Here is a 12920-nt window from a genome sequence, read left to right as displayed (position 1 = left end):
TTTTGTGGCATAATCTCGCTTTTGCTGTATTAAACCCTGGGCAAGTATTGTGGGATCACGCGTGACGCACAACGGCTACCCGTTCCAAGGATATTGATTATGAAACAAGGCATTCACCCCGATTACCGCGAAGTTGTGTTTTTAGATGTTTCCAACAACTTCAGCTTCAAGACCCGCTCCACCATCATCACCAAAGAAAAGATTAAGTGGGAAGACGGTCAAGAGTACCCTCTAGCGAAGATTGAAACTTCTTCGGAGTCGCATCCTTTCTTCACGGGCACCCAGAAGATTATTGATACCGCTGGTCGTGTTGAGAAGTTTCGTCAAAAGTTTGGTGGCAAAGCCGCGGCTAAGGCAACTGGCGATGGCGCTGCAAAGACTGCTGAAAAGCGGGCTAAGGATGCGCAAACCAAGAAAGCTGAGCCTGCTACTAAGAAAGTGGCTACAAAGAAGGTGGCTGCTAAGAAAGCGAAGTAATCACCATACGTGGTTTGTGTTACCGAAGGCAGCATGCGCTGCCTTTGTCATTTCTGGGAATGTGGATCAACGTAGTATTCAGGGATACGATGAACTAGTATGGTCAAACTGACTGCCGCTGCCACAGCCTCCATCCCCCGGATTGTGATTTTTGCACTCACAATCGTTTATGGCCTAGCTGGTCTTTTTGGCCGCGATCCCTGGAAAAATGAAGACTCGATTGGGTTTGGTGTCATGTGGCATCTGCATACTGGCTCTTGGCAGGATTGGCTCATCCCATCACTATCCGGACGTGAGCAATCCATGGGGGCACCGCTGCCCTACTGGCTAGGTGCAAGCTTTATGGATTTATTTGGTTCATGGATTGGCGACACGAATGCTGCGCGCCTTTACTCAGCGCTCTGCTTTTTTGGTGCTGCAATTGCCATTTGGTATGCCTGTTATTTATTGGGTCGTCGCAAAGAAGTTCAACCCATGAGTTTTGCACTGGGTGGCCAGCCCAATACACGCGATTACGGAATGACTCTCGCCGATGGGGCACTACTCATATTTTTAGCATGCGTGGGTCTTGCTCAGCGTACCCACGAAACCACACCCATGATGGCGCAACTCATGGGGCTATCGATTGTGATGTATGGCACCATTCGTGGCCTGGATAAACCTTGGCAGGGCGGCGCTTGGACTGGGTTTGGATTAGTGCTTTTAGGGCTCTCGAGTAATTGGGCGTTGACTGCGCTCATTGCCATAGCAATTGCATCAGCTGTTTTTTTCTGCAAGGTGAAACTGCAAGTTCATTGGACACTGAGTTCGCTTGCCATTGCCATCGTGGGTATTGGTATTTGGCCCATGCTATGGCAACTCTTTGCAGTCTCCCCATCCACCCAAGAATTAGCACTTCAGGCGTGGGCCCAGACTCCACCCATGCATCGTTATATTGCCTGGAACTCCTTGCAATTTATGGGCGTCAATTTTTGGGCATATGCATGGCCAGTATGGCCTCTCGCTTTAGTATCGCTTGCTCACTGGGTACGGCATGAGGATACGGGCGCCTGGCGTGCCCCGCATTTATGCATTCCATTAGGTCTCTTGCTGGCTGGTCTTGTTTATGTGTTGTTTCGGGTGAATGCGAACGAACATGATTTGATTATTCTGATTCCGCCAATGGCCATCTTGGCCGCCTTCAGTCTACCCATTTTGCGTCGTAGCGTGATTAGCTTTATTGACTGGTTTGCAATGTTGAGTTTTACGATCATTGCGGTAGCAATTTGGCTCATTTGGTTTGCGAAGACCACGGGCATCCCTGCTAGTACCGCCAATAACGTGGCGCGTTACATCCCAGGCTTTGAGGTTCAGTTCAGTTGGATCACTCTTGTGATTGCCCTTGGCATTACTTTTCTTTGGCTCTGGGTCGTGCAGTGGCGAACCTCGCGTGCCCCCAAAGTTATTTGGCGGTGCTTGATTATCTCGGCATCTGGCACCACCCTGATGTGGGTATTGCTAATGACCTTATGGTTACCCACCATCAATTACGCGAAGACCTATCGTTTTGTTGCTGAGCGTCTGGTGCAGGCAGCACCTGCCAATGCAACTTGCATCGATACCAGTAATTTAGGTCCGGCCCAATTGGCATCATTTAGTTACTTCACGCGCTTACCCTTGGCCGATAATCCAACGTGCCCTTATGTTCTAACGCACAATGCCAGTACGGCATCCGCGTTTTCTGCGCTGCATGACAAGAAGCTCAAACTTCTTTGGGAAGATCGACGCGCTGCCGATCGTGATGAGCGTTTACGCTTATATGAAGTAATTCCCGAGTAAGTCGACGCATGGCATTTTTCCGGATCTCGCGATTGCGAGACGATGTTCCTGAACTCATTAAATTAGCGGGTCCCCTACTGGTTGGCCAACTAGCGGTGATTGCCTTTGGGGTATTGGATACTGCAATGACAGCTCGCTACTCCTCCGAGGACTTGGCAGCTTTGGCCATGGCGTCTGCAATTTATATCAGCATCTACGTTGGTCTCACGGGGGTAATTGCTGCCCTCACCCCAATTGCAGGGCAACTATTTGGTGCAAAACGGTTTAATGAAATTGGTGAAGAGGTTCGTCAGGCAGGCTGGCTAGCACTTGGTTTAACCGTGCTTGGCACCCTAATCCTTTTGAACGCTGATCTCTTACTCGGCATCTCACAGGTTGAAGCGGGTCTAGAAAATAAAGCACGCCTCTACCTTGAGATCTTGGCTCTCGGATTGCCAGCTAGCATGGGTATGCGAGTTTTGATGTCGTTTCATAATGCTGTGTCTAGACCCGGCATTATTACGATTGTTCAATTGGTCGGCTTGGGTCTTAAGTTTCCGCTTAATGCCTTATTTATTTATGGTGGCTTTGGTATTGCCGCAATGGGTGGTCCTGGCTGTGCTGTAGCTACCGTCATCATTAATTGGTTATGGTTTTTCGCTACCCTCATTATTGTTATCTCGGGCGGGTTTTACAAACCGTTTAAGCTCTTTGCGCAATTTAGCTGGCCAAACTGGCATCGGATCTGGACCCTCTTACGCTTAGGTGCACCAATTGGCTTGAGTTACTTTATCGAAGTAACCTCATTTACCTTCATGTCGCTATTTATTGCACGCTTTGGTACCACTACGCTGGCGGGACATCAAATCGTCGCCAATCTCGGCACTGTTATTTATATGGTGCCCCTTTCCCTATCGATTGCAACCATGACCTTAGTCGCACAATCGATTGGTGCTGGTCGTCAGCAACGCGCTGAAGAAATTGGGTGGTCATCGGTAATTTTTACCAGCAGCTTATGCATTGTGATTGGTTTATTTGTTTGGGTGTTTCGTTTTCAACTGCTCGATCTCTACGACCCGACACCCGATGTCAAATTATTAGCGGCGCCCCTCTTCTTGTTCATTTGCTTCTACCAATTAGTTGATTCGGTGCAAGTGGTTGCAGCATTTATTTTGCGAGCATATCGCATCTCGTTTTTACCGATGCTGGTCTATGCGGGATCGCTCTGGTGTGTTGGCCTTGGTGGCGGTTACCTGCTCGGCTTTAATGTTCTCGGCAATACTCCCCAAATCCTTCAAGGGGTCAATGGATTTTGGATTGCCAACAGTGTGAGCTTAGCCATTGCAGCTGCACTCCTGCTGTGGATATTTAGAAAGACAGCTGCGTATTACAAAAAAGTGAATCCGCCAGTAACGGTGTAGTTCTCACTGAATCTTCTTAAACTCACCAACCGGTTTGAATCCGGGTACCTGATTGCCCTTGGTATACATGCACTGTTGATAGGCGGTGTTGTATTGAGTTTGGGCTTGCGATTCTTTACTGGCAGCGCCCATGGCTCCAACCGCTGCACCCCCCACCATACCGATCGCTGCACCAGTACCAACATTGGTGCTGCTTCCACCTTGATAGAGGGCTCCAGCTGCGGCACCAATGGCTGCGCCGGTGGCAGCGCTGATGGCACCTTCTTTTAAAGCGGCAGTATTGCCATCCTTAACGGATTGGGCTGCAAAGCTTCGGCATTCCTCATCGTCCTTTTTAAACTCCTCAAAGGACTTTCCTTCACGCGGCATGACGGTAATCGTGGGGCCAGTGGGTGCCGATACGCAAGCAGTGAGTAGGCCGACGCCAAGACTACTAATGAGGATGAATTGAAGGGCCTGAAGTCGCATGGAATGCTCCGGTAGTTATCTCTGAGTAATTAACGCATCTCACATCGGTTTGGCTGACATCATTGCGCTTTTGCTCCAGATTGCTGAACAATTTTGCGCCATTTATTGGATTCGAGTTGGATATACCGAGCAAGATCCTCGGGGCTGCCCGGGTTTGGCTCTAGCCCGCCACTCATTAGTCGTGTTCTGACCTCTGGCTTGGATAGGGTTTGCTGGGTCAATTGATTGATGCGCATCTGCGTATCTCTCGGTAACTTTGCTGGGCCCATCAGCGAAAACCAGGATATCGCCTCAAATCCTTTCAATCCTTGCTCAGTAAGTGTCGGAATCTCTGGAGCTGAGGGTGAGCGCTTGAGCGTGGTGACACCCAAAGCAAGCACTTCATTACTTTTAATGAGAGGTAGTGCAGACGCCAAATTATCAAAGAGCATCGAGATGCGACCGCTCACCAGATCAGGCAAGGATTGTGCTCTGCCCTTGTAAGGAATATGCCGAATCTGCACACCAGCCATTTCCTTAAACAGCTCGCCAGACATATGAATTGAGGTACCCGTTCCTGACGATCCAAAAGTAAGCTCATCGGGTTTTGCTTTGGCAAGAGCAATGAGGTCCTTGAGTGATTGCACACCAAGTTGCTTACTGACAATTAAGACGTTGGGCGTGCTTGCCAAGAAACTGATCGGCGTGAAGTCTGCGATCGGGTCATAGGAGAGTTTTTCGTAGAGCGCACCATTAATCGCATGAATCCCTACCGTACCGATGAGCAAGGTGTAGCCATCCGGCGCACTTTTGGCTACGAGATCGGCTCCAATATTGCCGCCATGCCCAGGACGGTTTTCAACAACAATCGGCACATTAAGGGTTTTTTGCCAATCCTCTGCCAGAACCCGTGCTAGGGTATCGGGTGCGCCACCTGGAGGAAAACTAACTACGATTCGGATGGTCTCGCGTGGCCAGACACGTTCCGCTTGAGCCGGCGCAAGCAAGCAAGACGCGAGTGCACAAACGAAGATGAGCCGTTTCAAAATCGATTACTTAGCAAGCCACTGACGCAGTTGCTCAATACCGGCATAGTTCAGGGGATTGTCTGCGCAAGGACCTAAACTACAAATCGATAAAGTGGAGAGTAGATTGCCCACCAACAGGAGGATGAACCATACACATACAAACTGCGCTAACCAGTGACGACTGCGGGTGCCGCGATCGGGGATGATTAAAAGAATTGCAATACTAATCATCAAAGAGACAAATCCAACGAAGGCCCAGGTATAAAAATGCAGATGAAAGAAGGTATCGCCATAACCGAGATCACTCGGAGCAACATGGAGAAGTACCTGCCGCAAGGAGACCGATAAGCCCAAGATTGCAAACAGAATTGCAAATCCGTAATGCGCAGATTGTGCACCGGAACGAATGTTTAATAGGAACATTAGCCCAATTAAGGTGAAGCCCATTCGTTGCAAGATACATAGGGGGCATGGCAGATCATGATTGATGAACTGATCGAGAAAAGCCAAGGTTAGTACCGAATTAATGACCAGTAGGAGAGCAATGTTCCCGATGCCACTAAGCGATGGTAAGGTGAACTGACTCATAAGCTGATGTTCAGTTTATCGGAGGCATGATGCATGAACCAGGCTGCCGTAATCAATGCACTAGCCAATGCAAACAGTAATCCAAGTAGACGCTTTTCGAACCAAATGAAGATGGCGGCTAGTAATGCGATCGCAAAGGGTAAAAACATGTACATGATGCTTATTTTAATAGACTGGTATGCACAAACGAAAAATGGTTTTGTGTTTAGAATGCCATGATGAATTCTTCTGCACACCAGCCCAATCGCCCCTTACCGCTCGCGGGCGTTAAGGTTCTTGATGTTAGTCAAGTGATGGCCGGTCCCTATTGCTGCATGCTACTTGCCGATATGGGTGCCGATGTCATTAAGGTCGAGCCACCAGGTTCGGGTGATCAAACCCGCGGTGCTATGGGCTTTAAGATGAAAGGCCCCGATAGCATGGGCTTTTTGAATATGAATCGCAACAAACGCAGTATCGCGATTAATTTGAAGTCTGATGCGGGCAAGGCAATTTTGTTTGAATTAGCCAAGGATGCCGATATCTTGGTGGAGAACTACCGCCCTGGGGTCATGAAACGCCTTGGCGTTGGTTACGAGGTGATGAGCAAGATTAATCCCGCTTTGGTGTATGTCAGCATCTCGGGTTTTGGCCAAAGTGGCCCATGGGCAGAACGTCCCGGTTTTGATTTAATGGCACAGGCAATGTCCGGGGTCATGAGCGTCACTGGCCATGGCGATGGCAAACCCGTGAAAGCCGGTGTTCCAGTTGCTGATATTGGTTGTGCTTTGTTTGCGGTCTACGCCGCATTGTCTGCCTTTATTGGTGCGAAGAATACCGGTCAAGGTCAATACATTGATGCGTCCTTATTTGACTCCGCGTTAGCGTTCTCAATTTGGGATACTTCGGAGTACTGGGGCACCGGTCAACCACCCGTTGCCTTAGGAACAGCAAATCGCATGACTGCCCCCTATCAGGCTGTGAAAGCAAAAGATGGGTACTTTGTGATGGGCGCTACCAATAACAAGCTTTGGCAAAAACTCTGTACGATCTTAGCCCGCCCAGATCTTTTACAAAATCCTGCCTATCAAACCATTGCTGGACGACTCGGTCATCGGGAGAACTTAATCACTGACCTTGAGAAATCCTTTGTGACAAAGAATGCAAACGAGTGGATTGATTTGATGTTAGCCGAGGGTATTCCGGCGGGTCCCATTTTAGACTACCCACAGGCTTTTGAGAGTGAGCATGGCAAACATCGCCAAATGAAGATTGAGATTGATCATCCGCTCGAAGGTAAAGTTCCGAACATTGGCTTTGCGGTCAAGATGCAAGGGACTCCTCAGCAAGTTCGGCGTCATCCACCGTTGTTGGGTGAGCACACCCAAGAGGTTTTGGAGGAAGCTGGTTTTACATCGGCGCAGATTGAGTCACTGCGAACCCAGGGAGCATTTGCTGCATGATCGATTCTGTAAACGCCAGGGTGTATTACGAGATTAAGGACTCGATCGCACATCTGTTTTTTGATCATCCCAAAGCTCGCAATGCGATGACGCAGGCGATGTATGAGCAATTACGTACGATTTGTTTGGAGCTCTCTCAAAATCCCTCGGTACGTGTTGCCATTTTGCGAGGGATTGGTGGCAAATCCTTTGTCTCCGGTAGCGATATTGCGCAATTTCAATCATTTCAAGTTGGCGCCGATGGCATTCACTACGAGCGCATGATTGATCACTACTTAGGACCGCTCCAACAGCTACCCATGCCAACGATCGCAGTGATTGATGGACTCGCGGTTGGGGGCGGTTTAGCGATTGCGGCTTTATGTGATTTTCGGATAGCCACACCAAACGCTAAATTTGGAGTACCCATTGCACGCACCTTGGGTAATACTTTATCGCCAAGTAATATTGCTTGGTTAACTGCCCATTTGGGAGTGGCGATTGTGAAGCGAATGCTTTTGCTTGCTGAGTTGATCTCCGTACAAGAGCTTCTTGCACAAGGATTTGTATATAAAACGGGTGAGTCTGACGAACTGGATGCGCTTAGCTTCGATCTTGCCAAGCAATTAGCTGCCCTTGCACCAATCACACAAAAGGCATCCAAATTAATTTTGGCACGTGTCATTGGAAACGCCTTACCCAATTGTGACGATCTAATTGCAGAGGTTTATGGCAGTGCAGACTTTAAAGAAGGTGTGACAGCATTCTTAGGGGGCCGTCCTCCTCAATGGCAAGGAAAGTAAGGGGAGATCAATGCCTGAGATTGTGCGTAATGTTTTTGGTGAGCCACTCGTACCCTGCTCGTTTGATCCGCTTACGGGTTTCTTTCGGGATGGCTGCTGCAAGACCAATGAACACGATGTTGGCTTGCATTTGGTGTGCGCCATCATGACCGACGAGTTTTTGGAGTTCAGCGAACAGCAGGGCAATGATCTCATCACCCCTAGACCGGAGTGGAACTTTCCGGGGCTCAAAGCAGGCGATCAATGGTGCTTGTGCATTACCCGCTGGCAAGAAGCCCTAGCCAATGGGTGCGCGCCACTGATTAAACTGGAGAGTACCCACATCAATGCACTTGATCATGTGGACTTTGATACACTCAAGTTATTTGCGCTCGAGAATCAATCGGAGCTTTAAAGCCTTACACAATTTTGGTGTGAAGCACGGGTAGGCCGTCAACATGGCCTTCTAATACATCGCCCCGTTGAACCGCAGCAACCCCTGCAGGCGTTCCTGAGAAGATCAAATCACCAGGCATGAGGGTAAAGAGTGTGGATAGATAGGCAATCGTCTCTGGCACATTCCAGATCATCATGGCGAGATCACCGTCTTGCTTCACCTGTCCGTTTACGGTGAGATAAATACGGCCTTTCGATAAATGGCCACATTGGCTAACTGGTACGAGGGCTGAACATGGCGCAGACTGATCAAAGGCTTTACCAGTATCCCAAGGACGTCCCATTTTTTTGGCTTCCCCTTGCAAATCGCGACGGGTCATGTCAAGACCCAGTCCGTAGCCCCATACATGATCTAAAGCATGATCCGCTGAGATATTGGATCCACCTTTCCCGATAGCAACCACCATCTCTAGCTCATGATGCACATCCTTTGATAATGCAGGATAGGTCATCGCTTGGCCATCGGTCACGATTGCAGTTGCGGGCTTCATGAAAAAGAATGGCAGCTCACGATCGGGATCATGCCCCATCTCACGCGCATGATCGGCATAGTTACGACCAACGCAATAGATCCGATTGACTGGAAAACGCTTGCTATCACCGACAACGGGCAAGGAGGGTGTGATTGGAGCGGAAATAATAAATTGTGTGGTCATAGATAGTAAGAAAGAAAATGAAGAGAGATGCTAATTCACTACAGGAATAGAAGCTGATATTAGTTTAATGACTTTATCTGTATTTTCTTTGAAAACATTAAGGATTGCCTCCCAACTAACAGGTTCTTCGTCCTCTTTCCAGCAATCATAATCAGTGCTCATGGCAATAGCAGCATAGGGTAATTTAATTTCATTAGCCAAAATAACTTCGGTTGCAACAGACATATTAATAATGTCGGCACCTAATAGGCGATACATTTTAGATTCTGCTCGCGTTGAAAAACGAGGTCCTTCAATAGTCACGACTGTTCCAGTTGAATGAAATTTCAACTTAAGATCATTACATGTTTTTATAAGTATAGATCGTAAATTTGAATCAAAAGGATCTGCCATTGGAGTATGGATAGGATTATGAGAATCAAATTTTTCATGAAAAGTTGATTTCCTTTGTTTAGAAAAATCTATAAATTGATCAATAATTACCAAATCACCTCTTTCAATTTCCTCTCGAAGCGAACCAACTGCAGTAGTTGCCAACAAATGAGTACAGCCTATATCTTTTAAAGCTTGAATGTTTGCACGATAGTTAACCATCGAAGGAGGAATAGTATGTTCTCTACCATGACGCGCGAGCAAAACAACATCAACACCAGATATCTTGCCTGTTTTAAGTGCTGAAGATGGATCTCCCCAAATTGTAGACATATGAATATCTTTGGAATCTTTAAATAAATTTGGGTTATCGAGCCCACTTCCACCAATAATTCCGATTTTTATATTCATTTATCAATAGAAATTAAAAAATTGTGAATCTCTAAATAAGCTGATTCAATTGAATCACCGTAACTTAAAACACCCTCAATATGACCAGCCATCGCCAATATGCCTGAAGATGATTTACTCTCATAAACTATATCAGCCAAATTTTTTGCCATTTGTGGAGTTCCATATGAAATATTCTTAGGAATAAAGTTAAAATTTCCATTTAATAAGCTATTCCACAGTTTTTCACTATGTACATGAAGAACACAATTAACCTCAGAGCTGGCGACATATGCAGAACAATGAGTTAATGCTTCACTACTAGGATTAATTGGACCTTCTGAATCTACAAAGTTTTGCTCTAAATTAAATGATCGAATATAACAATAACCGTTTAAACCTAATTGCCTTGAAGAACCAGTTGCAGTTCCTGAAATGATACAACCTTCATCATGTCTAATCGATACATTTCCATAGCCGATACCATTTTTATAGACACCGATTAATCCCAAATCAAATAATCTTGTACGCGTATGATCAAGTTCAGTTAAATTAGGATTGATTGGGTGTGATCCTAATTTATGATTAGATTTATATTTAACAACACCCTCATCAATATCAAAATAATTATTCATTGAATTGTTCTGGAAAGATATTTTGAAGACCAAATTTTGAAGGAGGGCACACACCTTTTTCACAGATTAAACCAGTTATTAAATGACTTGGAGTAACATCAAATGCCCAATTTCGAGCAGGTGTTAAATCTGGACATATTTGCACTTCAGCTAAATCACCATTATTTAATTTGCCCATAATATTACGCACCTCATCCCCACTTCGCTCTTCAATTGGTATTTGTTTAAAGTTATTTAAAGTAAAATCAATAGTACTAGACGGAAATGCTACATAAAAAGGTACATTATTATCATTAGCTGCAAGGGCTTTGAGATATGTGCCAATTTTATTAGCAACATCACCATTTAATGTAACTCGATCAGCCCCTGTAAAAACCACGTCAACCATGCCATGTTGCATTAAGTGACCTCCAGCATTATCAACAATTAAACTGTGAGGAACGCCATGCGTAGCTAATTCCCAAGCGGTAAGGCTGGCCCCTTGATTTCTTGGTCTTGTTTCATCTACCCAAACGTGAACCGGAATACCCTCATCATGTGCTAGAAAAATTGGTGAAAGTGCTGTCCCATAATCAACAAATGCCAACCAACCCGCATTACAGTGAGTTAAAATATTAATGACCTTCCCGGGTTTTGCTATTGATAGATTTCTGAGAATTTCAAGACCATATTGACCAATTTGATAGCATGCATTTCTATCTTCTTCGGCGATGGTAATCGCCTCATTTCGAGCTAGATTTATTTTTTCTTCAATTGTTGAACCGCTTTTTATTTTGTTAATTTGACGATTCACTGCCCAAGCCAAATTACTAGCCGTGGGTCTTGCTAATCTTAATCTATCAGCATGATTTTCTATATACGACTCAAAGGACTCTATGCTGTTTTTTGGCGCTTCTTTAGTAAGCATCCACATACCATAACCTGCAGTAACGCCAATTAAACCAGCGCCTCTAACAAGCATATTTTTTATTGAGGCAACTACTTCTTCGAAATTATGTAATATCGTTACTTCAAATTTATGAGGCAAACTCAATTGATTAATAATTTTTAATTGCTCATTATCATCAACCCAAATCGATAGATAATTTTCATTATTAACTCTCATAAAAAATTATCTGAATTTATATATTTAGTAAGATTCATTTTGATGGTGTTTAGTGACCTGCAAACTCAACAATTGTAAAGACACTTAAGCATTTACTTTCTAAACGCTTTTTACCGCCCAATTCTGGAAGATCAATTACAAAAGCACACTCTACAATTTCACCACCACACTGATTAATTAAGGAACATGCAGCTTCCGCAGTTCCTCCGGTTGCAATTAAATCATCAATCAATAGAATTCGCTCCTTCGTACTAATAGCATCAACATGAACTTCAACATGATCAAAACCGTACTCTAGTTGATATTCGCAGCTATGGGTTTTCGCTGGTAGTTTTCCCCTTTTTCTAACAGGCACAAAACCCACTCCAAGAGAATTTGCAACAGGAGCGCCAATAATAAAACCTCTTGACTCAATTCCAACAACCTTATCAATTTTCATATCAGAATATCGTCTAGAAAATTCAGTGATTACATAATTAAATCCCTTAGGGTCTTTAATTAGCGTCGTTATATCTCGAAACATTATTCCTGGTTTTGGATAGTCAGGTATTGTTCGAATTAAATCTTTTATAAACATAATTGTCCCAAGCAAATTAATAATTTAAATTAATTTTTTATACCCTTCTTCTGTAAAATATCATCGACCCATGGGGTCGCATAGGTCCCTGCTTCAATCGTTTTGAGGATCTCTTGTTCTTGTTTGATCTTTTCTTGACCAAGACGCGCCGCTTCTGCAGCAAGCGATGGGGGAATAGCGATGACACCGTCGCGATCGCCCAAAATGATGTCTCCGGGGTTCACGATCATTCCGCCAATGGAGACCGGCACATTAATTGCTCCTGGTCCATCTTTCATGGGACCTCGTAAACTAATACCGCGAGCCCAACATGGGAAGGCCAGCTCTTCGAGCGCATCGACATCGCGCACTGCGCCATCAACAACAATGCCTGCGACGCCACGACTTTTAGCAACGCGCGTCAAGATCTCACCAATGACCGCACAACCGATATCACCCTCCGCATCAATCACCATGACATCTCCCGCTCGAACCATTTGCAGAGCTTTGTGAACCATGAGGTTATCTGCAGTCCGTACTTTAATTGTGAAAGCATTACCGCAAACTGACATTGGTGAGCGATGAATGGGGAGGATACCTTTGGCAACCAACGTTCGTCCCAGCATATCGCTGATGACTGTGGATGGCATACCCCGCAGTGCATGAATGCCTAAGTCGGCGGGCTCTTTTCTGGGAAATATTTGAATGGGATTAATCATGGTGTACGTTCATTGTATTGCCGTTTCGCGGCATTTCAAATCCAGTATGATGGATTCATTCTACTTTTTG

Annotated in this window: 16 protein-coding genes; 6 read left to right on the top strand and 10 right to left on the bottom strand. The window is 45.6% G+C overall.

The window, feature by feature from the left end; translation table 11 throughout:
• The first annotated feature begins 99 nt into the window (after nt 1-99).
• From QUE65_RS04660 to QUE65_RS04650, 3 genes are all read left to right on the top strand, one after another.
• Nucleotides 100-477 (top strand): type B 50S ribosomal protein L31, encoded by a 378-nt coding sequence (locus QUE65_RS04660; protein WP_215372302.1) that lies wholly within the window; start codon nt 100-102, stop codon nt 475-477.
• 99 nt (nt 478-576) lie between these two features.
• Entirely contained in the window at nt 577-2295 is a 1719-nt protein-coding gene (locus QUE65_RS04655) for an ArnT family glycosyltransferase (protein ID WP_286282224.1), read from the top strand.
• A gap of 8 nt (nt 2296-2303) precedes the next feature.
• Entirely contained in the window at nt 2304-3695 is a 1392-nt protein-coding gene (locus QUE65_RS04650; protein WP_286282223.1) for an MATE family efflux transporter, read from the top strand.
• A gap of 3 nt (nt 3696-3698) precedes the next feature.
• Here QUE65_RS04650 and QUE65_RS04645 read toward each other — a convergent pair whose 3' ends face one another.
• From QUE65_RS04645 to QUE65_RS04630, 4 genes are read right to left on the bottom strand one after another with little or no spacing between them, the layout of a single operon-like run.
• Nucleotides 3699-4163, bottom strand: coding sequence for a glycine zipper family protein (locus QUE65_RS04645; protein ID WP_286282221.1), 465 nt, complete (start codon nt 4161-4163; stop codon nt 3699-3701).
• Nucleotides 4164-4222: 59 nt separating this feature from the next.
• Complete coding sequence (locus tag QUE65_RS04640; protein ID WP_286282219.1) at nt 4223-5188, bottom strand: Bug family tripartite tricarboxylate transporter substrate binding protein; 966 nt, start codon at nt 5186-5188, stop codon at nt 4223-4225.
• Between the two features lie 6 nt (nt 5189-5194).
• Complete coding sequence (locus QUE65_RS04635) at nt 5195-5758, bottom strand: disulfide bond formation protein B (protein ID WP_286282218.1); 564 nt, start codon at nt 5756-5758, stop codon at nt 5195-5197.
• Nucleotides 5755-5913, bottom strand: coding sequence for a DUF5993 family protein (locus QUE65_RS04630; RefSeq protein WP_215372292.1), 159 nt, complete (start codon nt 5911-5913; stop codon nt 5755-5757). The genes QUE65_RS04635 and QUE65_RS04630 overlap by 4 nt, the downstream gene beginning before the upstream one ends.
• 60 nt (nt 5914-5973) lie before the next feature.
• Between QUE65_RS04630 and QUE65_RS04625 the strand changes: the two genes are divergently transcribed.
• The 3 genes from QUE65_RS04625 to QUE65_RS04615 are packed head-to-tail and all read left to right on the top strand — an operon-like array spanning nt 5974 to nt 8376.
• Nucleotides 5974-7200 carry a CaiB/BaiF CoA transferase family protein gene (locus QUE65_RS04625; RefSeq protein WP_286282215.1) on the top strand — a complete coding sequence of 409 codons (1227 nt, stop codon included), beginning with the start codon at nt 5974-5976 and terminating at the stop codon, nt 7198-7200.
• Complete coding sequence (locus tag QUE65_RS04620; RefSeq protein ID WP_286282213.1) at nt 7197-7982, top strand: enoyl-CoA hydratase/isomerase family protein; 786 nt, start codon at nt 7197-7199, stop codon at nt 7980-7982. Before QUE65_RS04625 ends, QUE65_RS04620 begins: the two co-directional genes overlap by 4 nt.
• Nucleotides 7983-7992: 10 nt before the next feature.
• Nucleotides 7993-8376, top strand: coding sequence for a DUF2237 family protein (locus tag QUE65_RS04615; protein WP_215372289.1), 384 nt, complete (start codon nt 7993-7995; stop codon nt 8374-8376).
• 4 nt (nt 8377-8380) lie between these two features.
• Here the strand turns inward: QUE65_RS04615 and QUE65_RS04610 are convergent, their stop codons facing one another.
• From QUE65_RS04610 to QUE65_RS04585, 6 genes are read right to left on the bottom strand one after another with little or no spacing between them, the layout of a single operon-like run.
• Complete coding sequence (locus tag QUE65_RS04610) at nt 8381-9073, bottom strand: fumarylacetoacetate hydrolase family protein (protein WP_286282212.1); 693 nt, start codon at nt 9071-9073, stop codon at nt 8381-8383.
• Between the two features lie 30 nt (nt 9074-9103).
• On the bottom strand, nt 9104-9856 hold the full coding sequence (gene mtnP, locus QUE65_RS04605) for an S-methyl-5'-thioadenosine phosphorylase (RefSeq protein ID WP_286282211.1): 753 nt from the start codon (nt 9854-9856) through the stop codon (nt 9104-9106).
• On the bottom strand, nt 9853-10470 hold the full coding sequence (locus QUE65_RS04600) for a class II aldolase/adducin family protein (RefSeq protein WP_286282210.1): 618 nt from the start codon (nt 10468-10470) through the stop codon (nt 9853-9855). The genes mtnP and QUE65_RS04600 overlap by 4 nt, the downstream gene beginning before the upstream one ends.
• On the bottom strand, nt 10463-11575 hold the full coding sequence (mtnA, locus tag QUE65_RS04595) for an S-methyl-5-thioribose-1-phosphate isomerase (protein WP_286282208.1): 1113 nt from the start codon (nt 11573-11575) through the stop codon (nt 10463-10465). Before mtnA ends, QUE65_RS04600 begins: the two co-directional genes overlap by 8 nt.
• Nucleotides 11576-11624: 49 nt before the next feature.
• Entirely contained in the window at nt 11625-12152 is a 528-nt protein-coding gene (locus QUE65_RS04590; RefSeq protein WP_286282207.1) for an adenine phosphoribosyltransferase, read from the bottom strand.
• Between the two features lie 29 nt (nt 12153-12181).
• Complete coding sequence (locus QUE65_RS04585) at nt 12182-12850, bottom strand: RraA family protein (RefSeq protein WP_286282205.1); 669 nt, start codon at nt 12848-12850, stop codon at nt 12182-12184.
• Between the last annotated feature and the right edge of the window lie 70 nt (nt 12851-12920).

Source organism: Polynucleobacter sp. HIN8, from assembly GCF_030297615.1.
In the GTDB taxonomy this organism is placed as follows: Bacteria; Pseudomonadota; Gammaproteobacteria; order Burkholderiales; family Burkholderiaceae; genus Polynucleobacter.
The sequence above is the reverse complement of the archived record's forward strand: the minus strand, read 5'-3'. Positions and strand labels throughout refer to the sequence as shown.

Coding starts and splice junctions, on each gene's coding strand:
- QUE65_RS04660 (WP_215372302.1), top strand. CDS start 100: ATGAAACAAGGCATTCACCCCGATTACCGCGAAGTTGTGTTTTTAGAT.
- QUE65_RS04655 (WP_286282224.1), top strand. CDS start 577: ATGGTCAAACTGACTGCCGCTGCCACAGCCTCCATCCCCCGGATTGTG.
- QUE65_RS04650 (WP_286282223.1), top strand. CDS start 2,304: ATGGCATTTTTCCGGATCTCGCGATTGCGAGACGATGTTCCTGAACTC.
- QUE65_RS04645 (WP_286282221.1), bottom strand. CDS start 4,163: ATGCGACTTCAGGCCCTTCAATTCATCCTCATTAGTAGTCTTGGCGTC.
- QUE65_RS04635 (WP_286282218.1), bottom strand. CDS start 5,758: ATGAGTCAGTTCACCTTACCATCGCTTAGTGGCATCGGGAACATTGCT.
- QUE65_RS04630 (WP_215372292.1), bottom strand. CDS start 5,913: ATGTACATGTTTTTACCCTTTGCGATCGCATTACTAGCCGCCATCTTC.
- QUE65_RS04625 (WP_286282215.1), top strand. CDS start 5,974: ATGATGAATTCTTCTGCACACCAGCCCAATCGCCCCTTACCGCTCGCG.
- QUE65_RS04620 (WP_286282213.1), top strand. CDS start 7,197: ATGATCGATTCTGTAAACGCCAGGGTGTATTACGAGATTAAGGACTCG.
- QUE65_RS04615 (WP_215372289.1), top strand. CDS start 7,993: ATGCCTGAGATTGTGCGTAATGTTTTTGGTGAGCCACTCGTACCCTGC.
- QUE65_RS04610 (WP_286282212.1), bottom strand. CDS start 9,073: ATGACCACACAATTTATTATTTCCGCTCCAATCACACCCTCCTTGCCC.
- mtnP (WP_286282211.1), bottom strand. CDS start 9,856: ATGAATATAAAAATCGGAATTATTGGTGGAAGTGGGCTCGATAACCCA.
- QUE65_RS04600 (WP_286282210.1), bottom strand. CDS start 10,470: ATGAATAATTATTTTGATATTGATGAGGGTGTTGTTAAATATAAATCT.
- mtnA (WP_286282208.1), bottom strand. CDS start 11,575: ATGAGAGTTAATAATGAAAATTATCTATCGATTTGGGTTGATGATAAT.
- QUE65_RS04590 (WP_286282207.1), bottom strand. CDS start 12,152: ATGTTTATAAAAGATTTAATTCGAACAATACCTGACTATCCAAAACCA.
- QUE65_RS04585 (WP_286282205.1), bottom strand. CDS start 12,850: ATGATTAATCCCATTCAAATATTTCCCAGAAAAGAGCCCGCCGACTTA.